Annotated in this window: 22 protein-coding genes and 2 pseudogenes; 13 read left to right on the top strand and 11 right to left on the bottom strand. The window is 55.0% G+C overall.

What is annotated here, in order from left to right; genetic code table 11:
* Nucleotides 1-323: 323 nt before the first annotated feature.
* From IQ265_RS09230 to IQ265_RS09195, 8 genes are all read left to right on the top strand, one after another.
* Entirely contained in the window at nt 324-1,256 is a 933-nt protein-coding gene (locus IQ265_RS09230) for an AraC family transcriptional regulator (RefSeq protein WP_194052606.1), read from the top strand.
* 139 nt (nt 1,257-1,395) lie between these two features.
* Nucleotides 1,396-1,932, top strand: a complete 537-nt coding sequence (locus tag IQ265_RS09225) for a Uma2 family endonuclease (protein WP_194052604.1) — start codon at nt 1,396-1,398, stop codon at nt 1,930-1,932.
* Nucleotides 1,933-2,096: 164 nt separating this feature from the next.
* The gene (locus IQ265_RS09220) at nt 2,097-4,589 is read left to right on the top strand and encodes a TonB-dependent siderophore receptor (protein ID WP_194052602.1); all 2,493 of its coding nucleotides are present in this window, start codon (nt 2,097-2,099) and stop codon (nt 4,587-4,589) included.
* A gap of 275 nt (nt 4,590-4,864) precedes the next feature.
* Nucleotides 4,865-5,692 (top strand): iron-siderophore ABC transporter substrate-binding protein, encoded by an 828-nt coding sequence (locus tag IQ265_RS09215; protein ID WP_347404935.1) that lies wholly within the window; start codon nt 4,865-4,867, stop codon nt 5,690-5,692.
* Between the two features lie 172 nt (nt 5,693-5,864).
* Nucleotides 5,865-6,872, top strand: a complete 1,008-nt coding sequence (locus IQ265_RS09210; RefSeq protein ID WP_194052601.1) for an AraC family transcriptional regulator — start codon at nt 5,865-5,867, stop codon at nt 6,870-6,872.
* A 169-nt stretch (nt 6,873-7,041) separates the two neighbouring features.
* Nucleotides 7,042-9,375, top strand: a complete 2,334-nt coding sequence (locus IQ265_RS09205) for a TonB-dependent siderophore receptor (RefSeq protein WP_194052599.1) — start codon at nt 7,042-7,044, stop codon at nt 9,373-9,375.
* Nucleotides 9,365-10,324 carry an ABC transporter substrate-binding protein gene (locus tag IQ265_RS09200; protein ID WP_194052597.1) on the top strand — a complete coding sequence of 320 codons (960 nt, stop codon included), beginning with the start codon at nt 9,365-9,367 and terminating at the stop codon, nt 10,322-10,324. The genes IQ265_RS09205 and IQ265_RS09200 overlap by 11 nt, the downstream gene beginning before the upstream one ends.
* A 2-nt stretch (nt 10,325-10,326) precedes the next feature.
* Nucleotides 10,327-10,698 carry a DUF1636 domain-containing protein gene (locus IQ265_RS09195; protein WP_194052595.1) on the top strand — a complete coding sequence of 124 codons (372 nt, stop codon included), beginning with the start codon at nt 10,327-10,329 and terminating at the stop codon, nt 10,696-10,698.
* A gap of 127 nt (nt 10,699-10,825) precedes the next feature.
* On the opposite strand, the gene IQ265_RS09190 is transcribed toward IQ265_RS09195, so the two are convergent.
* The 3 genes from IQ265_RS09190 to IQ265_RS30055 all read right to left on the bottom strand — a co-directional run bounded on the left by IQ265_RS09190 (nt 10,826) and on the right by IQ265_RS30055 (nt 12,450).
* Nucleotides 10,826-11,284 (bottom strand): tryptophan-rich sensory protein, encoded by a 459-nt coding sequence (locus IQ265_RS09190; RefSeq protein ID WP_194052593.1) that lies wholly within the window; start codon nt 11,282-11,284, stop codon nt 10,826-10,828.
* 91 nt (nt 11,285-11,375) lie between these two features.
* Nucleotides 11,376-11,861: a VOC family protein gene (locus IQ265_RS09185; RefSeq protein ID WP_194052591.1), complete on the bottom strand. Its 486-nt coding sequence runs from the start codon at nt 11,859-11,861 to the stop codon at nt 11,376-11,378.
* 232 nt (nt 11,862-12,093) lie between these two features.
* Entirely contained in the window at nt 12,094-12,450 is a 357-nt protein-coding gene (locus tag IQ265_RS30055) for a DUF2500 domain-containing protein (RefSeq protein ID WP_194052589.1), read from the bottom strand.
* Nucleotides 12,451-12,743: 293 nt separating this feature from the next.
* Between IQ265_RS30055 and IQ265_RS09175 the strand changes: the two genes are divergently transcribed.
* Nucleotides 12,744-12,941: a hypothetical protein gene (locus IQ265_RS09175; RefSeq protein WP_194052587.1), complete on the top strand. Its 198-nt coding sequence runs from the start codon at nt 12,744-12,746 to the stop codon at nt 12,939-12,941.
* Between the two features lie 237 nt (nt 12,942-13,178).
* On the opposite strand, the gene IQ265_RS09170 is transcribed toward IQ265_RS09175, so the two are convergent.
* From IQ265_RS09170 to IQ265_RS09150, 5 genes are all read right to left on the bottom strand, one after another.
* Nucleotides 13,179-13,511 carry a DUF5615 family PIN-like protein gene (locus IQ265_RS09170; protein ID WP_194052585.1) on the bottom strand — a complete coding sequence of 111 codons (333 nt, stop codon included), beginning with the start codon at nt 13,509-13,511 and terminating at the stop codon, nt 13,179-13,181.
* Nucleotides 13,512-13,513: 2 nt separating this feature from the next.
* The gene (locus IQ265_RS09165) at nt 13,514-13,738 is read right to left on the bottom strand and encodes a DUF433 domain-containing protein (protein ID WP_194052583.1); all 225 of its coding nucleotides are present in this window, start codon (nt 13,736-13,738) and stop codon (nt 13,514-13,516) included.
* 221 nt (nt 13,739-13,959) lie between these two features.
* Nucleotides 13,960-14,610 (bottom strand): hypothetical protein, encoded by a 651-nt coding sequence (locus IQ265_RS09160; protein ID WP_194052581.1) that lies wholly within the window; start codon nt 14,608-14,610, stop codon nt 13,960-13,962.
* 287 nt (nt 14,611-14,897) lie between these two features.
* A complete protein-coding gene (locus tag IQ265_RS09155) occupies nt 14,898-15,473 on the bottom strand; it encodes a restriction endonuclease (RefSeq protein WP_194052579.1) in 576 nt (191 codons plus the stop codon).
* 47 nt (nt 15,474-15,520) lie between these two features.
* Nucleotides 15,521-15,736, bottom strand: coding sequence for a KTSC domain-containing protein (locus tag IQ265_RS09150; RefSeq protein ID WP_194052578.1), 216 nt, complete (start codon nt 15,734-15,736; stop codon nt 15,521-15,523).
* A gap of 457 nt (nt 15,737-16,193) precedes the next feature.
* Here IQ265_RS09150 and IQ265_RS09145 point away from each other — a divergent pair.
* The 3 genes and pseudogenes from IQ265_RS09145 to IQ265_RS30645 all read left to right on the top strand — a co-directional run.
* A pseudogene (locus tag IQ265_RS09145) lies at nt 16,194-16,394 on the top strand (hypothetical protein); the annotation flags it as partial.
* A 454-nt stretch (nt 16,395-16,848) separates the two neighbouring features.
* Entirely contained in the window at nt 16,849-17,019 is a 171-nt protein-coding gene (locus IQ265_RS09140) for a hypothetical protein (protein WP_194052576.1), read from the top strand.
* A gap of 343 nt (nt 17,020-17,362) precedes the next feature.
* Entirely contained in the window at nt 17,363-17,575 is a 213-nt protein-coding gene (locus tag IQ265_RS30645) for a hypothetical protein (RefSeq protein WP_228037720.1), read from the top strand.
* Between the two features lie 193 nt (nt 17,576-17,768).
* Here IQ265_RS30645 and IQ265_RS09130 read toward each other — a convergent pair whose 3' ends face one another.
* Both IQ265_RS09130 and IQ265_RS09125 read right to left on the bottom strand, forming a co-directional pair.
* A complete protein-coding gene (locus IQ265_RS09130) occupies nt 17,769-18,371 on the bottom strand; it encodes a Uma2 family endonuclease (protein ID WP_194052574.1) in 603 nt (200 codons plus the stop codon).
* A gap of 188 nt (nt 18,372-18,559) precedes the next feature.
* On the bottom strand, nt 18,560-18,943 hold the full coding sequence (locus IQ265_RS09125) for a four helix bundle protein (protein WP_194052572.1): 384 nt from the start codon (nt 18,941-18,943) through the stop codon (nt 18,560-18,562).
* Nucleotides 18,944-19,017: 74 nt separating this feature from the next.
* Between IQ265_RS09125 and IQ265_RS09120 the strand changes: the two are divergent.
* Nucleotides 19,018-19,887: pseudogene (locus tag IQ265_RS09120) on the top strand (ABC transporter ATP-binding protein); the annotation flags it as partial.
* Nucleotides 19,888-20,205: 318 nt separating this feature from the next.
* Here IQ265_RS09120 and IQ265_RS09115 read toward each other — a convergent pair.
* Entirely contained in the window at nt 20,206-20,577 is a 372-nt protein-coding gene (locus IQ265_RS09115) for a response regulator (protein WP_194052570.1), read from the bottom strand.
* Nucleotides 20,578-20,583: the final 6 nt, after the last annotated feature.

Raw genomic sequence — 20,583 nt, 5'->3', positions numbered from 1 at the left:
GCTTGGTTCAGGATTATGAGCAGTTGCCTGAAAACGCTGAGGCCATGCTCCAAATTGCCATGATTCGCATCATGCTTAGGCGCTTGGTCTAATTGGCTACACTCCTACCCCTTTTCAAACGTCCTCTGAGACTTTGGTGCGCTGCCAAAGGCAAAGTGGCGGGTGTTAGGTATTGAGAATCAGTGCCAACTAGCGGTAAGATTGGCTTATCCTCTCAGGCATCTATCCCCCTAGATAGAAGCTATCGGGTGTTTGTCCAGGTCTGCGCACAGTGGATTTGGGTAAACACCTGATTTTTCCGTGCTGTCGTTGGGCCTGCTGCTATGACCATTACCCTTTCCCAAGCTGACTACGCGAACTGGCTCGACGAGACTACCGCTACGGCGGACGACGCGATGGCTTATCCTGCCGGCTTGGGGCATAGGCAACAGCACCATGTAGCCCTCCGCGAAGGGATCGATCTCTGTATTGAAGACTGCTGGCTTAAGGACGATTTAGAAATTCAGCACTGCGATCGCGTCCATCCCCTAGAGTTCACCTTTGAGCAGGCCCAAAGCGGCGGCAAACGCAGCCAGCGCTACGACTTTTTTGGCAGTGGGCTGGCTCCAGCCGAGGTCTGGCGGGTCCCCGGCAATCGACGGCTTGTGGGTATAAACGTCCATATCGAGCCACACATCTTCCAGCAGTGGAGCGGGGAAACCTGCGACGATTTCCCAGACCTGTTGCGCCCTGCCGATCAGCGCTACTTTGAACGCTCTGGCACCCCCACGGCGGCAATGCAGATGGCGGTGCAGGCCATTTTGCGCTGCCCGTTTCAGGGGCTGACCCAGCGGCTTTACCTGGAAAGCAAAGTTTGGGAGCTGATGGCGCTGTTAATTGAAGACCTCAAAACAACGCCCGAAAGCGTCAGCCCACCGGCCCTCAAACCCGACGATGTGGAGCGTATCCACTACGCCAGCAAGCTGCTGTGCCGCCAGCTCACCCAGCCCCCCTCGCTGATTGAGCTGGCGCGGGCCGTGGGCATTAACGACCACAAGCTCAAGGTGGGCTTTCGCCAGGTGTTTGGCACCACGGTGTTTGGCTACCTGCACGAGCACCGCATGGAGCGATCGCGCCAGCTGCTCGAATCGGGCGATCTCAGCGTCACCGCCGCCGCCGAGGCGGTGGGGTTTGCCAGTCGGGGTCACTTCGCCGCCGCCTTTCGCCGCAAGTATGGGGTGAATCCGGGAGTGTATGTGAGGGGGAGGAGGGCGTAGGGGTGGATGGGTAGATGGGTAGGCGGGTGGGCGAGTATTGGATTTTTAAGGGGAGCCTGATACCTGATACTTAAACGTTTCTACTTGTCCACCGTCTACGCTCTTACACTATAAAGGGATGGGCTAAGGGCACCGTACTATGGCACTTACTGTCAAAGACTTAGAGACCCTGCAGGCACAGCACCCCGACTATCGGCTGGAGCTGGTCGATGGAAAGATTATTGTTATGAGTCCTTCTGGGTATGAGTCGGATGAGGTAGCTTTTCGAGTCGGTGGCAAGCTATGGAACTGGGTAGAGCCTCGCAATCTGGGACGGGTGACTGGCTCTAGCGCCGGATTTAACCTCGCCAATACTCGCGCTCCCGATGTTGCCTTTGTGCGAGCTGATCGCCTACCCCAGGCCCCACGGGGCTATGCCACAATCCCGCCGGATCTCATGGTAGAAGTCAAGTCGCCCACCGACTCTGTGGAGGAGTTGCGGGCAAAAATAGAAGAGTTTTTGGCTCAGGGCACTGTGGTTGGCATTTTGGTCAACCCGGATGATCGCACTGTCACGGTTTACCGTCTCAACCAGGCCCCTGTAGTGCTGCGCGATGGCGATCGCTTGACTGTTCCCGATGTGCTGCCCGGATGGGAAGTGCCGATCGCAGAGCTGTGGTCGCCTGTGTTTGAGTAGAGCTTGCCCAAAAACTCCCAGATCTGATCGCAAATACTCCGTCTAGGGATCATCGTTCGCTTTAGCAGCTCCCACTGGCCTGTATCTTGTTGAGAAGTATTCCTGATTGCCTCGAAGCCGTTCGTAGCTAGGGCATTGTTCTCAACGATTTAACAGGTGGTGTGATGGGCGTTCGATTGCAGCGGTTGGTGTGGTTGGCGGGATGGCTGGCGCTGGTGCCAACGGCGGCGCAGGCCGAAACGGCGTTGTCTTTAGGGAATATAGCCCAACCTGGTGGCCAGGCAGTGGATCTGGAATTGGCCCAGGCGGCAACGCAGATTACTGGTGTGCGGATCGAGCCCGAGGGCGAAGGGTTGCGCCTAGTGCTAGATGCCAACGGGGCACTGGGGGAGCCCACCACCTCGGTAGTCGGCAGCGCGCTGGTGGCCGAGATTGCCAATGCGGTGCTGACCCTGCCCGAGGGCGAGAGCTTTGAGCAGTTTGGCCCCGCCGAAGGCATTGCCCTGGTGAGCGTGACCAATGAACCCGGCAACCGGGTGCGGGTGGCGATTACCGGCAGCGATGGACCGCCCGCGGTGACTGTGAGTTCCAGAACGGCGGGGCTGGTGCTGGGCATTGCACCTGGATTGGGTCTAGCCTCCGGCGGCGATGAGGCCATCCGCATTGGGGTAACAGGCGAGGGGGATGAAGGCTACGCGCCGCGCAACTCCAGCACCGCCACCCGCACCGATACCCCCCTACGCGATACCCCACGCACCATTCAAATCATTCCCGAACAAGTGTTGGAGGATCAGGGCATTACCCGAGTGACCGATGCTGTACGCAACGTCAGTGGCGTAGTGCAGGATGGCGGCTTTGGCAGTACCACCGACCAGCTCAACATTCGCGGCTTTTTTACGGACGGCATTTTTGTCGATGGGTTTAGGGGTAATGGCTCGGGGTTTGCCGAAACCGCCAATGTGGAGCGCATTGAGGTGCTGCGTGGGCCAGCCTCGGTTCTGTTCGGCAACACAGAGCCCGGCGGCATTGTTAACCTGGTCACCAAGCAGCCCCTCGACGAGCCGTTCTATGGCTTAGAGTTCCAAGCGGGCAGCTACGGGTTTATTCGCCCCACGGTTGATTTAACTGGGCCACTGAATACTGATCGCACCACTCTCTACCGCTTTAATGGGGCTTATGAACGCGCCAATGGCTTTCGGGCCTTTGACCAAACTATCACCCGTTATTTTGCCGCGCCGTCGCTGGCCTTTCGCCTGGGCGATGCGACCACTCTAAATCTGGACTTCACCTACCGCAGCGACGAGCGCCCATTTGACCGGGGGTTGCTTGCCATCGGGCGAGGTGTTGTCGACACTCCGCTGAGCCGAATTTTTGGGGAACCTGACGATGTCAGCCGCGTGCAGGAATACGGAGCCGGATACCGCCTAGAGCACGAGTTTAGTGACAGTTGGCAGGTGCGCAACCAGTTTCGGCTGCTTTCGACCGACACCTTTGACTATCGGGCTGAGCCCTTAGCCCTAGACGAAGGCACGGGCATTTTGCCCCGCAACTTTCGCTCCAACGACGATCGCTCTGAGGTCTACTCGCTGCAAACCGATGTGCTGGGCAACTTTTTTACCGGCTCGGTGGAACACAACCTGCTAATTGGGCTAGATCTGCGGCGGCAGACCTCCGGTGGCACCCAGCGCCGCCTGCCGGGCGGATTGACACCCAGTATTGATATTTTTAATCCGGTTTACAACGTTGTTGAGCGCCCTGCCCTCAGCGCCCTAACTAATGAGGTGCGCAACAACAGCGATCGCACCAATGCCCTCGGCTTTTTTGTACAGGATCAGGTTCAGATCTTGGACAACCTAATCGTGGTTGCTGGGGGACGGTTTGATGTGGTTTCGCAAAACAGCCGCAACAACCAGACGGGCGAAAACTCTGGCCAGGATGTGACGGCATTTACGCCGACAGTTGGCGTGGTTTACCAGCCGGTCGAGCCGATTTCGCTCTACGCTAACTTCGCGCGATCGTTTCAGCCTAACGCCAGTACCGACGCTAACAATAACTTTCTGCCCCCCGAGCGGGGCACTCAGTATGAGGTAGGTGTTCAAGCAGCCATCACTGATCGACTGACCGCATCGCTGGCGGCCTACAACATTACCAAAACTAACCTGGCCACCACCGACCCCGACAACCCCGACTTCAGCATTCCCATTGCTGAGCAGCGCAGTCGAGGCATTGATTTGAATCTGGCTGGCGAAATTCTGCCCGGATGGAATGTGATCGCCTCCTATGGTTATATTGATGCCGCCTACACTGCGGAATATTTTGGTCTACCCCCAGGCAGCCGGGTACAAAACGTGCCCAACCACACCGCTAGCCTGTGGAGCACCTACGAAATTCAGAGCGGCGATCTGCAAGGGCTGGGCTTTGGGGCTGGGATATTTTACGTCGGCGATCGCGCCGGAGATTTTGAAGACACCTTCGATTTGCCCAGCTACCTGCGCACCGATGCGGCAGTATTCTACCGTCGCAACAACTGGCGGGCCGCCATCAATGTGCAAAACCTGTTTGACGTGCGTTATTTCAGCTCCAATAATTTTGGCCGAGTGGCGATCGAGCCGGGTGAACCCCTCAGCATTGTTGGCTCACTGTCGGTTGAATTTTAGCGGTTTGCATTAGGTCAAATGTGATGAATAGCTACAGAATGATTCGACGAATCTCCCGTTTTGGTTCACAAATAGCCAGGTGGCTATTCCGGAGCGAATACTCGTTCCGAGTCGGTTCCCGAACGCTCCGCGAATCGCTGCTTTTAGGGTTATTAGCCTGTCTTACTGTCGTCGTCATGGCTGGTGCTTGTACACCCCATGACTCTACCCAAGGGGACGGTGCGCTTGCCAGCGCTGACTGTCGAGTCATTCGCCATGCCAAAGGCGAAACCTGTGTGCCTAATAACCCTCAGCGCGTTGTTGTTTTAGGTGCTTTAGATTACGCTTTGAGCTTAGGCATTAAACCGATCGGTAGCGACTGGTTAAATGCTCAGGACATTCACATCAACGACATGCTCGATGGCATTGAAGACGTAGGCGGTAACAATGCCCCCAACATTGAAAAGATCTTGACCCTCAACCCAGATTTCATTATTGGTGCAGATTATGTTTCAGCTAACTACGGTGCCCTATCTAAAATTGCCCCCACAGTCTTGATTGCCTACGAGCACAGCGGGCAGTGGAAAGAGTTTTTTATGAGTTTTGCAGAGGCGCTAGGTAAGACCGCAGCAGCCGAACAGGTAATGAATAATTACCAGACTCGGGCAGAGGAGTTTAAGACGCAAACGGGGAATCGGGCGTCTGAAATTGACGTATCAATTGTGCGGGTATATCCAAGTTATGTGAACCTGTACCTTAAAGACTCATTTTGTGGAACGGTGGTTGCCGATGCCGGACTGTCTCGCCCCCCGGCCCAAGATTTAACCGCAGCGGAAGCCAGCACTTTGTTTGACAATCCAATTCAGTACACGATCAGTCGCGAAAGAATGTCCGATGCCGATGGTGACGCCATATTTCTCTGGACTTACGGATTTCAAGATGACGTTGCCCAGCAGGCTCAGAGTCAGAAAGAGAAGTTGGTAGCTGATCCGGTATGGTCTACCTTAAGTGCGGTTCAGAATGGGCAGGTTTACGAAGTTCCTTCCTACTGGATTGGGGATGGCCCGATCGCCGCCAACGCTATCCTTGACGATCTGTTCAAGTATCTTGTGGAGCCATCGTAGGGGGCGCTAACCAGTTGATTTTGGTCAGAAGTCAGAGCTGCTGAGCCATCCATCACCCCTGGGCGCGTTTAAGCAGTGGCGTTAACCATTTAATGGTAGATTCTGTAGGGAATAATGCGAAGCGTTGTCATTTAAGCTTTGCTCTAGCCCCAGCATATCTGCCCCGTAACCTATGACGATTCACCTTTCACAGCAGGCCTATTGGGAGTTGCTCGCCAGCGAGATAGCCAATCAAACGCCGCCCTCAGCGGCCTTTGAGCAGCGCTGGGAGTTCCCGCAGGCCATTGGGGCGGGGCAGCTGCGAGAAATTAGCCTGCGCGATGGCCTGACCCTGGAGCTGTCTGACTACGAGCTGAAGGATGCGATCGCCATTACCCTGCCCGATCGCCCCCACGGTCTAGAATTTTCCTTTTGCCTGGAGGGCGAGTACGGCTACAACGACGATCGCTGGGGCACGGGCGATTTTTCGCTATGTGGGGCTGGGGTAGCGCTGGCCGGGGTGGCCCAACAGCCCGCTCCGCAAACCTTAAAGAACGTCACCATTCACCTGGAGCCTGCCTTTTTAGAAACCTATGGCCTGGATGGCGAAGGCCAGATGAGCCCGTGGCTAAAGGCCCTGATTGGCGATGAGAATCAACCCCAGGCGATCCACCGTGGGGCGATGACCACGGCCATGGCAGAGGCCCTGCGGCAACTGTGGCAGTCGCCCCACGGGGGCGGGCTCCAGCGCCTTTATTTAGAAAGCAAGGCGCTGGAGCTAGTTGCCCTGCTGATAGAGCACACCGCCCAGCCCCCGCCTCCCGGCCCCATCCTCAAACCCGACGATGTGCAGCGCATCCATCAAGCCCGCGCCATTCTGATGGCCGAGGCGGCTGACCCACCCTCGCTGCTAGAGCTGGCGCGACGGGTGGGGCTAAACGACTACGCCCTCAAGCGGGGCTTTCGCCATGTGTTTGGCACCACGGCTTTTGGCTTTTTGCACCAGTACCGGCTGGATCAGGCTAGGCAGCTGTTAGACCAGGGCGATCTGAATGTGTCGGAGGTGGCGCGGGCAGTGGGCTTCACCGATCGCAGCTACTTTGCCACCGCCTTTCGCAAAAAATTTGGGCTAAATCCGAGAGCGTATTTGCGATCGCAGCGGCAGCTGTTCAGCGCCCAGTTGACCAAAAATTCCGGCTAGCCCCCAAACAATTCCGCCTGCCCCTCCTTTGAGTGCCTATCGGTGCAGAAAACCCAGTATCTTCTTGAGAAAGATTCTTGTTTAGCCAAAGGCTGGGGGCTAATCGCAAGGCGACAGCTAGAGCCGCGCGGTCCTCTCAGCCTTGGCGATCGCATAGGTGTGTGGAGTGATGGGAAATTTGTTGCAAACGAAACTTGGGTTCACCGGGCTGCTGTGGATTTTAGCGGGAACAACGGCCTGGGCACAACCGGAGCTGTCACCAATACCGGAGGCAGCGGTGGATCAGCCGTCGGCGGTTGAAATTGTAGGATCTACCGATGCAGCTTCGACAGGCGCGCCTGAATCGGTCGCGATCGATGGGGCTATTTCCGCCAGCTTAGGTGAGGGTAAGAGGGCACCCGAGCCGCTGGTCAGCTACAGCACTGAGGCGGCAGCCCTAGAACCTGTCGCCGTAGCAGAAGCTGATACCCCGCCCGCCGTGCAGCTGAGCCAGGAAGCGGGGGGCGGGCTGCGCATTCAGGTGACGGGGGAGACTCAGCCGGAGGGCTACCGGGTGCCCGAGGCATCTACATTAACGGGCACCGACACGCCGCTGCAAGATCTGCCCGCCTCGATTCAGGTGATTCCCCAGGAGCTGCTGCGCGACCAGGGGGTGAATAGCCTGGGCGAGGCGCTGCGCAACGTCAGCGGTGTGACCTCGGGCGGCACCGCCTTTGGCACCTACGACAACATCATTCTGCGGGGCTTTCGCACCAGCAACTTCGGCAACTTTCGCCGCAATGGGCTGCGGTTTCCCCACCTCAGCGACCCGATCAACGCCAACATCGATCGCATTGAGGTGTACAAGGGGCCAGCCTCGGTGCTCTTCAGCGACATTGCCCCCGGTGGCGTGATCAACCTGATCACCAAGCAGCCGTTGCCCGTTACCTTTGCCGAGGTGGGAGCCACCGTGGGCAGCTACGGACGCTACGGGGCGCGGGCCGATGTCTCGGGGCCGCTGAATGACGACGCCAGCCTGCGCTATCGGCTCAACATCAGCTATGACGATGCCAACAGCTTTCGCGATTTCTTTAACTACCGCACGTTTTTTGTGTCGCCAGTGCTGGCCTGGGACATTAGCGATCGCACCCGCTGGACCTTTGAGGCCGAATACACCGTAGACAACCGCATCTCCGATGTGGGCCTGGCCATACCCGGAGTCGATTTCGACTTTATTCAACAGATCCCCATCAACCGGCTGCTGAATGAGCCGGGGGATGATTTTCGCTGGGAATCACTGTCGCTGACCTCGACGCTGGAGCATGAGTTCTCAGATAGCTGGCGGATTCGCAACGTGCTGAACCTAAACAGTAGCGAGCGAATTTTTCGGCAATACACCAACGTAGACGGCATAGCGGCTGACGGGCAGACGCTACTGCGCTCTCAATCGGCGACCGAGCAGTCGATCAACCTTTACTTTGGGCAAGTGGATGTGCTGGGAACCTTTGCCACCGGCTCAGTCGATCACCAGCTCCGGTTTGGCGTCGACTACCTCTACCAAGCGCTGCCCAGTGTTAACTTCGACGGCAATCTGCTGCCCACGCTCGACCTGTTTAACCCGGTCTACGGCAACAATTCCACCGCCTTTACGGTCACCAGCTCCTTCAACAACCCCGAGCGCCGCCTGGGCTTCTTTGTGCAAGATTTAGTTGACCTGACCGATAACCTCACTCTGCTGGTGGGCGGGCGCTACGACACGGCGCTGCTGCAATTTCGCAACCGCATTACCGACGTTCTCACCCGCGACGACACGGTGAATGCCTTTAGCCCCCAGCTCGGCCTGGTTTACCAGCCCCTCGACTGGCTGTCGCTCTATGGCAGCTACAGCCGCTCCTTCGAGATCAACTCAGGCTCCACGGTGGCGGGCAACCCCTTTGACCCCACCTTTGGCACCCAGTACGAAATTGGGGCCAAGGCCGACTTTTTAGACGGCAACCTGTCGGCCACCCTGGCGCTATATCGCCTCACCCGCAGCAACGTGCTGACCTCCGATTTGCTCAATCCGGGCTTTTCGATTCAAACCGGGGAGCAGCGCAGCCAGGGCGTTGAGCTGACTTTGGCGGGGCAGATTACGCCCAACTGGGGCATCTACGGCTCCTACGCCTACACCGATACCCAGGTAACGCAGGACAACACCTTCCCCGAGGGCAATCGGCTGCCTACGGTGGCCCCCCACAGCTTTAGCCTGTGGAGCAAGTACGCCTTTGACGGCAACCTGACGGGCCTCAGCCTGGGGGGCGGGCTGTTTTTCGTGGGCGATCGCTGGGATAGCCTCGGCAACAACTACCAGCTGCCCGCCTACCTGACCGCCGACGCCTTTGCCGCCTACGAGTTTGAGAATGGCCTGCGCACCCAGCTCAATATCAAAAACCTGTTCAACACCCGCTACTACGAAGGCACCTTTGGGGCGGTCTACCCCGGCACCCCGTTCACCTTTGAGCTGGGGGTGTCCTATGAGTTTTAGGTCGAGGCGGCGCTGGGGGCTGTGGCTGGTGGCCCTGGTTTGGGGGCTGGTGGTGGCCTGCCAACCCTCTTCGCCAACCGCCTCGCCCAATGCCTCGCCCGCTCCCTCGATCGACTGCCGCACCGTCGAGCATCTGCTGGGGCAAACCTGCATTCCCGCTGCGCCCCAGCGGATTGTGGTGCTGCACGACTCCACCCTGCTCGACCCCCTGCTGGCGCTGGGGCTAGAGCCCATCGCCGTCGCCGCCTACCCCAATGACGACGGTAGCCCCCTGCTGCGAGGCATTCCGTCTGATGTGGCCCAGGAGTTGACCCTGGTGGGCACCCCCGACCAGCCCAACCTGGAGGCGATTCTGAATCTCAAGCCCGATTTGATCATGGGGCGCGAGTTTCAGCGGGGGTTTTATGGGCCGCTGAGTGCGATCGCCCCCACCGTCATGGTCAACTGGCAAGACGGCGGCTTTAAAGGGCACCTGCAAACTGTGTCTACCCTGCTGGGGCAACCCGAGGCCGCCCAGACCGTGCTCGATCGCTACCAGCAGCGCATTCAACAGCTCCAGCAGGCCCTGGGCGATCGGCTCAACACGCTGACTGTGTCGGTCATCGCCGTACAGGGGCCTGAGATCAAAACCTTTGGCCTGCTCAGCACCCTGGGCGAAGTCTTGCAGGATGCGGGCCTTCAGCGCCCCGCCGCCCAAACCCAGCCCAAAGGCCGCATTGACCTCAGCCTGGAGCAGCTCACCGCCCACGACGGCGACGCGATGTTTCTTGTCCACGAATCGGGAGAAGAAATCATTCGCTACCAGCAAAGCGCCCTGTGGCAGCAGCTCCGGGCGGTGCAGACCGAGCGGATCTATGCCGTAGAGCCTGAGAACTGGATTGTGGCAGGCCCCCTGGGGGCCAACCGCATTCTCGACGACCTGTTTACCTATCTTGTGGAGAACTCTTAGCCATGCCCGACCAGCTGATTGTGTGCAAAAGCTGCGGCTTTTCGGTGGATGAGGAAAAGCGTGACGGGGAGACGGGTGGAGGGCACCTGCTGAAGCATCTGGAAGAGCTTTACCAACAGTGGCCCCGCCAGGCTGAGCTGACCATTGAAACCACCGGCTGCCTGTGCATTTGTGAACGGCCCTGCGCGATCGCCTACGTGGGCACCGGCAAACCCACCTATCTCTTCACCGGCCTCGACCCCGCCACCTGCGCCGCCGACCTGCTCACCGCCGCCGAACTCTACCTCGACAGCGACGACGGCATGGTGCCCGCCTTCAAGCTGCCCAAAGATCTGCAGTCCCACAGAACGGCGCGAATTCCGCCTGCGCCCTAGGGCGTGTCATCAATTGTGGCCAAAAGCCTGGCATGTTAAGCCTTGCCACGCCCGACCCCAAGAACAGGCTAGGGGCTGTAAACCTTGATTTTGGGCGTTTAGCAGCTAATTGATGACAGCCCCTAGCTCACTGACCCGGATTGAGCTGCGACATTTGCCAAGTAATTAGCGTACCCACCGGGCTCCACAGCAGGTAGGGCAGCAGCAGCAAGAATGCGTTGCCATCCACCCGCGCCACCAACAAAGCCAGCAGCAGCCCAAACACAAACCCCGCCCCTCCGATCGCCGTCCCCACTCGCAAACTCTGCAGGTTACACATGACCGGGTTGTAGCTCACAATTAGCAGCTCCAGCAAGATGTACCCTGCCATGAACAACCAGCTCTGGGTTTGGGTCCAGACAATGTAGGCCGACCAGCCGCCGCAGATAAAGACCACCATCCACACGAAAGGAATGACAAACTCAAACGTCAGCCAGTCGGGGCGACGCTGCCGCTTAAACCACTTAATACCGCGAGGACGGATCAGGCTAGACGCAGACGCGATCGCCCCTCCCACCACTGCAATTACCAACCAGGCTGGAAACATTACACACCTCACAGGGCCTGATTAAACTAAACCAGACCAGCGCCACCGCGACATCTTACCCATGACACAACTTAAAAAACTGCGATCGCCCTCAACCTCGGCAGGCCGCCTCGATCGCAGCGACATCAATCTTTTGCATCTGCATCATGGCCTCGAAGGCGCGCTTGGCTACGGCGGGGTCAGGGCTGGCGATCGCCTCTGTCAACACGATGGGCGTAATCTGCCAAGATAGCCCCCACTTGTCTTTGCACCAGCCGCAGGCGCTCTCTTGGCCGCCATTGTCAACGATCGCGTTCCAGTAACGATCGGTTTCGGCCTGGTCGGCGGTTGCGACTTGAAATGAGAAGGCTTCGCTGTGTTTAAATGCAGGGCCACCGTTGAGCCCCAGGCACGGGATGCCCATGACGGTAAACTCGACGGTTAATACATCCCCTTGATTGCCGGAGGGAAAGTCTCCCGGTGCGTGGTGCACCGCATCAACGGATGAATCGGGAAAGGTTTTGGCATAAAACTGCGCCGCTTCTTCGGCGTCGCCGTTGTACCAAAGGCAGATGGTGTTCTTTGCTGGCTTCACCATGTCATGGCTCCCAAGAGATAACGTCAGGCGCTATCCCAGCCCGACTCGCTAGCTAAATTGTATTCATGATGTAGCAGCCGTGGGTTAGATGAAACGCAGTGTTACTCAACACCTTCAACCTAAGTCTCAATTCTTAATTCATACGCTGATAACCAGCTTGCACCAGGGGTTTGATTTTAGGCGCTGCAATAGGTTGTCAAACCACTCTACTCGTTTCAAAAGTGCGAACTAATCACCTCATTTGCCGCTGAAATCCACGATATCGAGTTCCTTGATACGTCAGTGTACCTAAGTCTCCCTCAACAAGCTGACCGTACTCTTTGCCAGAAATACGAAACTCGTGTCGCTGGCCACGTTCATCCTCAAAGGTACAGTAGTAATAGGTTGATGTATGACTAACGCGATCGGGTGGAGCATGCCCGCTCACTCGTGTTCGCTTCGTAACAACTCGAGATGCAATAGATAAAATGGGTTGCGTATTATTGTGTTGCCATTTAACTATTGCTCTAATTATTGTAAATATGGTGATGCCGACCATAATGGCGGCAACTATACCAATGAAGATCGGAACAATTGTGAATGCATCCATAGGGAAGAGTTGTCGATCGCAGGTGACAACGGTGAAAAAGTATGTGGCTGCTGGGGTTTGGGCGCGGCGATCGCGCATGGAGGGGTTAAAGAATTTATGCGCTTAGGGTAGGTTGTATTTGCACTTCACTCAACCTACGATAGCTGAAATTGTTGGGTTTCCTTCGTCAATCCAACCTACAGGAGATCCGCGATCGCACTCAATGTATAGCGGATGAGGGATGAAGCGATTGCTGTTGCTGCTTACGCTAATGGATAAGTGCTCCTAGGAGCCGACGTAAAAGAGGTGGTTTTATGACTGAGAATCAAACCAACAATCCCGACAACGCCCTATCCACTGACACGGAAACTTTTGATCCCCGTGACTTGGTCAATAAGGGCGGTTACGATAAAGACCCCAAAGAAATCCTTGCAAACCCTGCTGTTGCCCCTGAAATGCTCGGCGATCGCCGCGATGAGGAGGGCGTAGGTATGGGTCAAGACGATAACTAAGACTCTGGATAATTTCGTTTAGCGCGTTTGGCTGCTGTCCCGTCTTTGGGGCGATCGATCGCACATCAGTCAGTAGGTTGAGCTGAGCTAGCATAGGTTTTACTTTCTCGCAGAGTAACTCAATGCCAGCGTTAATCTGGCACTCTGCAATATCACAGCGGGTGAGAGTAAAATCCTTTTGAGTTTGCTGGGTTTCCTTTGTCAACCCAACCTACAAGAGATCTGCGATCGCACCTATCATGACAAAGCGAGTAGTGACAAGCTCTCATCTTCATAAAATAATTTGATCGAGTCAAAATCTCGACGCAGCACATCTTCAACTTGCCGCGTTGAGCAGTTGCCAAGGCGAAGCCAAATCACTTTTGGTGGATTCCCAAATACTAAGCTTAGATCGTGCATGTCTGCGTCTTTTGAGACAATCATGAAATTATTGTCTTTCGCAAAATCCCAGACTATTGGGTCGATTGTTGCTTTCATGCCTACATCGCGGACGTGGAGCGAGTCTGGGAAAAGATCGCTCAAGCGATTTGGCAGTTTGGGCGATAGGTTTTCATCAAAAAGTAATTTCATGCCTATAGGGGAGCGGCCATGAACCGACGTTCGCGATCGGCGGCATAGGCGATGCAGGCTTTTAGGTCTTCTCGCGTCAGGTCGGGGAAGTCATCAAGAATTTCGGCTTCGGTCATTTCGGAAGCTAGGTACTCAAGCACTTCGTAGACGGTGATGCGTAGGCCGCGTACGCAAGGCTTGCCGCCGCGCTTGTTGGGTTCGATGGTGATGTAGTTTCGGTAGTCCATAAACTAACCCTAGATCAATTGCCGTTATTCGTCGATACGGAGGAGAGGGTTGACCTATACCATGGTGAGTTAGGAGTAAAACCCTTCTAGGATTGTTGGGTTTCCTTTGTCAACCCAACCTACAGGAGATCTGCGATCGCACTGAGATGCTCGGCGATCGCCGCGACGAAGAGGGCGTAGGTATGGGTCAAGACGATGACCAAGACTCTGAATAAGATCGTTCAAGGATCAGGTTGAAAGCCAACTTCTTCACAAGAGTAAACTTTCAGCGTAATGTTGCGAGTACAAGCCTTGACTCCCTGCTCCGTTAGGGACAAGTATCCTTCTCTTTTCATATGTGGCTTTCTAACTACAATGAGAAGAATACCTCTGGCTTTCCTACCCGTCAAAAGCTCATATAGTTCGATCTTTTTCTCTAGCCATGAAGCATATGCAGGTGCATCAATATACGATGTCCTAAAGTAATGTACATCAATAATGATATCTTCTTCTTGATCACTCTGTCTTAGAGCATCGAGCAGAAGCTTGTCTTCCCCTCGAAAAAATTCGACTTGATGTTCAAATTCCAGTCCACTTAATCTTTCGTAGTGGCAAATAGCAATGTGATCTAGTGAAAAGTACAGGATTTCATGTCGTTTAGGTGACCTTTTTTCTAGGTCAAAACTAATATACTGTTTCTCGGGTAACTCAGGGTCTAACCTAGACTTACTTTGTTCTCTTAACAGTTTCTCTAATTGATCAAATCTTTCATTTATCAAAGTGTTATAAGAGACAGAAAGAAGCTTTTTGTACTCTCGCAAAGCCTTCCGGTCTATTACTCTACTATGCGCCATTTTGTGATGCTTGTCACACAAAAGAATTAAATTATCCATAGTGTTATTCTCTCGATCTTCATCAACATGATGAACTTCAAGGTAAGTGTGCTCCCCACACCCTTTTATTGCGCAGCAATGTCCAGATTCAACTTCTACAGCACGCCGAAGTTCTGCTGAAATGCTAGGCCTGGTTTCATCATATCTTTTATTACTCATAACCCTAAAGGATCTGTTCTAATAGAAAGGCTAGCGATTCGCTTGAGCAACTATAAATTGACTTTGGCAGTACACTAATATGCCTTGGCTTCGCTTAGAGCAGATTGCCAAACAGTACTTAACCTATACTACATATCCAGAAACTCTTGAGCAATCATCTCAGAAAACACCGTAGTTGATTGCCCATTAGTTGTTAAAGCGAAAACGAAATCATCGCCTGAGAGACCACTGGTAATCTCATGTGTAATACCATGCCAAACTGCATCATACGACCATGAATCGGAACCAGCATCTAAACGAATTATAGGAGTTCCATCAGGAATCCAACGCCATAATCCGATTCCTTTAGAACGTGCAAATTCACATGCACCTTCATCAAATCCTATTGGTGTAATAATTGTACCCTTTGTTCGATTAGCACCGACTTGATTTAGCTTTGCATGAAACTCTTCAACATCATCAACAGGCACTTTATGTGAATAGTTTTTGCATTCCCAAATCCAAATCCAATAAGGTGTTTCAGCACCTTTACGGCATATTTCAATAGAGACGTCAAAAATGATATCTTTCTGCCGATCTCTAGAATAATAGGTTGGCTTATGAGAAACCCTAGCTTGTTTTGGATTAATGCCGAATTCATCCTCTTCCAATTTTAGTTTTACAAGTTTCATTACTTTGAGTTCGTAGTCGGTTCCCTTGTCCATTTCAAAGTTCTTAAATGAATAGACAACAATCCAAAGATTGAAGGCCCTCACCCAGTCTTGCGGTAAGAGTATCCAGCTCTCTTAACGTGCTGATCAAGATATGAGCCATGTGAGCTAGCTGCCATTAAGCCATCATAAACTGATGAAGGAACTCCTAAATATTGATAGATACTACCATTAAGAAATTCGACCTCTAATACTTGAGTACTTAAATCATATCCAACTGATGCAAGGTTCGATGATGATACTGAAATTCTATTCATTGCGTTTCTTCCTTTACATTTCTGTTTAGCTCGCTATTAGAGGAAGAACTTCTACCCAATCTACCTAAACAGCGGATTAGGTAGAAATACGTCAGCCTAATACTCCTATATGGCGTGTCTGGGTGGAAAAAATCCAGTGTAACTGCCCCCCAGAGTCAACTGAAGTTTCTCAAACTCCCTTCATGCCTTTGTTGCACTTTACGGTTGACGGGGAGCTTTTGTACCACTATTCTCTTACATTAAGCCGTTCAGCAGAGCGGTGGTCACACAGAACTCGAAGACTTTAGCGCTGCCTGAGGGTGCTGGTAACACCAACAGACAGCTAACCCCGCAAATCTAGACAGCAGATTGCGTGGCTAGGCCCATCGTACCCTAGCCCCCTCAGTTTGCACTTCAACTGCGGGCGGCTAGGGTTTTCGCGTTCTGTCTTCCTAAACCACAACTGGAGACAGAACCCATGTTTGAATATCTCGAACCCGATGCCAGCGGGGCATCTAATCTTCCGCCGTCTTCGCGCAGCAACCCCCAGGCTCGCCCAGAGCGGGTGCGCCACATGCTCTACGGCAGCCTTGCAGGCATAGACCGCACCATCAAAATCCTCCACGCCCTCGGCTACGCTGACCCCAACGACTGGAGCGACCCCATCCCCGCGCCGCCTGGTGCTACGGTGGGTGACACAATCCAGTCGCTTCGACTCCGCTCAGCGACCGGGGCCGAACCGCAGCCATCGACCGGAGCCGAACCACAGTCATCGAGCGAAGCCGATATGCCAGCATCGAGCGAAGCCGAACCACGGTCATCGGGCGAAGCCGATATGCCAGCATCGAGCGGAGTCGAGATGTGGATGGCCATTCTCACCAAAACCGTGTTGATTGAATAAGTCTCTTCGGTACAGATACCGGGTTCCTATTGCTGCTGCCCAAACCAGGCTACGAGCAAAAGAACCCGGTACCTTATCGCCCCTACTTGCAATCTGCGCCCTGCGATCGCCAAACTGACATTGCTGTTTAGCGTACTGCACCTTGCGATCGCCAATGTGGCACAGCAGATCATCAACGTGGCACAATAGTTTAGCGATCTGCACCCTCAGATTGCCAATGCGGCACAGCAGTTTGGCGAAACTGGCACAGCAGTTTAGCGATCTGCACCCTCAGATCGCCAATGTGGCACAGCAGATCGCCAATGTGGCACAGCAGTTTGGCATTGCAGGCCCGAAGCACGGCTCTGCGGCGGGTCAGCTTAAGAAGCAGCCTTCTGCACTGCGATCGTGCTCAGCCATTTGACCGATGTTTGCCGCAAATCTGCTTGCCCTAGCGCGAGTGTAAACCCCAGGGGCAGTATGAACTTGTGCGAGACAACGCTTTACCCGGTGCAACGGCAAACGCCCTACCCTGCACCACTCAACTCCTGAAAACCTTGCCCCGTTGCTGCCTCGTTCAAAAACGCCAACCTATTAACCTTATTTAAGGGTGCCACCCATGCCCATTGTCGATACCAGTCGCCGTCTCCAAACCCGCGTCATTTTGCAAGATGTTGAGTCCTACGAAGGGCTTAATGCCGTAAACGACTACACAGCCCGCCGCCCCGAAGCTACCCCCGAGGCKSTSCMWKMYANACCTGGCCACCATGCAGGCTAAACAGCAAAAAGAAACCGAACTAGCGGCCCTAGCCAAAGCCGCTGCCGACAAAGCCCGCCAGGCCGAGTGGGACTTTCACAACAGCGTCATGGCCATGAAAGAATCGGTGCGCGGCCTGTTTGGCCTCGATAGTCACGAAGCCCAAGCCATCGGCTACAAGAAAAAGTCTGAACGCAAGCGCCCCCGCCGCCGCGCCGCCTAAACTACCCAGACCAAAACTGCAAAAAAGCCCCCAGAGTTCTAAACGCCCTGGGGGCTTTAGCGTTTTTGAACACAGGTGTAAATCAACCATGCCATGCCTCCCGTAGGGGCAAACGGCGTTTGCCCAACCCACCCAGGCTAACCAAAGCAAATTCTAAATAACCTATCGCCCCTGGCCGATCAGACAACTCGCATCAAGCCTCAGAGACTTCTTCAGACGGCTCCAGCGTCACGTCTTCGTACAGGGCCGCGATAGTATCGGTGAAGCCAATGCTCTCCAGGCAAAACGTTGCTGTTTCGGGCACGGCTGTTTCGGGCAAATAATACTGCAATACCCACAGCCCCGCCTCATTGCGGCGAAAGCACTCCACCCGCTGATGGCGCGTGTTGATCAACACGTATTCTTCTAAGCTCTCCAGAGTTTGGTAGTCCGCAAACTTATCCCCCCGGTCAAACGCTTCCGTAGACTCAGACAGCACCTCCACCACCAGCTTAGGAAAGCGCTTATAGCCCGCAGTCTCCTGATCGCGCAGGTCACAAGTCACCATCACATCCGGGTAAAAAAAACGGTTACGCGCCTCAATCCGCGCCTTCATATCTGAGATATAGACCCGGCAACCCGTACCGCGCACATGACTGCGGAGCAGCGCTGCCAGATTGCCCGCGATCGTGACATGCCCATCCCTAGCCCCATCCCTGGCATAAATTTCACCGTCGAAGTACTCATGCTTGGTGAGGCTTTCAGCTTCGAGCCGAAGGTAATCTTCAGGGGTGAGGTACTGCGGCGAGGCAACCATGGCACTGAGTAAGGTCAACAATCAAAGCTTAGTTAGTAAGCTAATCTGCAATCATCCTACCAACCAGGCAAAGCTCTCTAAAGAAACTCCGCTGAGCAGCCAAAAAGATCCGGCAGGGGCTCCTGGGGGGAGGGGTGGGGTGGGAGAGTGGATGGGTGGATGGGTAGGCGGGTGGATGAGGGGGAGGGTTATTGGATTGTCCAGTGGGAGGCATTTTTGATTATGTTGACGAGCTGACCCAGAACTTGGTCATAGTTGCGATAGAAGTCTCTACCCACTTCGGCATCTAAATATTGGCATTTGACTGCAAACTCTAACCAAATTTGGGTTTCTGTTGCTTCGGCCTGGCAGTCACTGATTTTTGCCACAAAAGCAGCTTGATATCGTCGTTTGCGCCAAGCTTCTCCCAAATTGGCACACACCGATCGAGACGATCGCCGAATTTGGTCAGTCAAAGAATATCTTTCCTCAACCGGAAATCGCTTAGACACCTCAAAAATCTCCATAGCCGTGGCAAAAGCCACCTGATAAACCTCCAAATCCCGATAGCTTCTAACCAATCCCCTAGCCATTCCCCTACCCTTCTCTTACCGTCTCCCTCCCAATAATTCCCATCCACCCATCTACCCCCCACCCATCCACCCCCATGCCCCCCATCACCCACCTCCTCTGGCAGCTAATCCGCTACGCCCAGCGGCTCTACTGGGTCGATACGCTGCTGTGGCTGTTCATTCTCGGGTTGCCCGCGGTGCCGGGGCTGATCATTCGCGAATTTTTTGACACCCTCACTGGGGAATCGCGCTTTGATGCATCGCCCTGGGTGTGGATTGGGCTGCTGCTAGCGGTGGGGGCAGCGCGGGTGGTAGCCATTTTTGTGGGGCGCATCACTAAGACCCAGCATCGGTTTTTGATCAGCGGCCTGGTGCGGCACAACCTGCTCCATGAGCTGCTCAAGCGCCCTGGGGCCGAACTGGCGGCAGGCGGGGCCAACGGCCAAAATGCTTCCCCCGGTGAAATTCTCAGCTACTTTCGCGACGATGCAGCCCAGATTGAGGATGTGGTGGTGGGCACCAACGAGATTTTTGGTGCCGGGGTGTTTGCCGTGGGCTCTGTGGCGCTGTTGATCAGCGTCAACCCGACGATGACGCTGCTGGTGTTTTTGCCGCTGTGTGCGATCGCCCTTTTGGCCCACCAGGCCGAGCACCGCCTGAAGCGCTACCGCCGCGCCAGCCGCCAGGCCACCCAGCGGGTCACCGGGCTAATTGGCGAATTGTTTACCGCTGTGCAAGCGGTGAAGGTGGCCGGGGCCGAGGCCCAAATGCTGGAGGAATTAAATGAGCGGTGCGATCGCCGCCGCGACCTGATGGTGCGCGACCAGGTCTTCACCGCCATCCTCAACTCCGGTTTTGAAAACATCGTCAGCATCGGCACCGGCTTAATTTTGCTGGTCGCTGCCCAGAGCCTCGGTGCCCAGGGCGACCTTACCGTAGGCGACTTTGCCCTGTTCGTCTATTACTTATCTTTTGTCACCTACTTTCTCGCTTTCCTCGGCGGCTTTATCGCCATCACTAAACAAAGCGAGGTTTCTTTCGAGCGCATGGGGAAGCTGGTGGGAGCGTGGGCGAGTAGGAGGGTGGGAGGGTGGGAGGGTGGGAGGGTGGGAGCGTGGGAGCGTAGGAGCGTGGGCGAGACCAGCACCCATGAAGTAACCGAGCCTCAATCCTCCRYCTACCCATCCACCCATCTACCCATCCACCCCCCTTTCTCCCTACGGGAGACGCTAGTGCGAACGACTCCGCTCAGGGACCGCCCCCCGCCTACTCATCCACCCCCCTCACCACCCCAAAATTCCGCTGATCTCCGCCGCCAGTTTCAGGGGCCGAAACGGCTTGGCCAGTATCGCTGCTACCGCCAGGTGGGAGTGGTTGATCTGCTGAAAAGCCTGGGCCTTAGCCGTTACCAAAATCACCGGAATGCCTTTGGTCGTAGGGTTGGCCTTGAGCTGCTGGAGGGTGGCACGACCATCCATGTCGGGCATCATCAGGTCGAGCAAAATGGCGTCGGGACAGCGATCGGCGGCGGTAACTAGCGCCTCTGCACCCGAGCTGGCACAGAGAATTTGCCAATCGGTGGCTATCTCTAAACCCAGCTGAATAACGGCGCGCACGTCGGCTTCGTCATCAACGATGAGAATGGATTTGGGCATGGGGTA

Origin of the sequence: Nodosilinea sp. LEGE 06152 (assembly GCF_015207525.1) — a bacterium.
In the GTDB taxonomy this organism is placed as follows: Bacteria; Cyanobacteriota; Cyanobacteriia; order Phormidesmidales; family Phormidesmidaceae; genus Nodosilinea.
The sequence above is the reverse complement of the archived record's forward strand: the minus strand, read 5'-3'. Positions and strand labels throughout refer to the sequence as shown.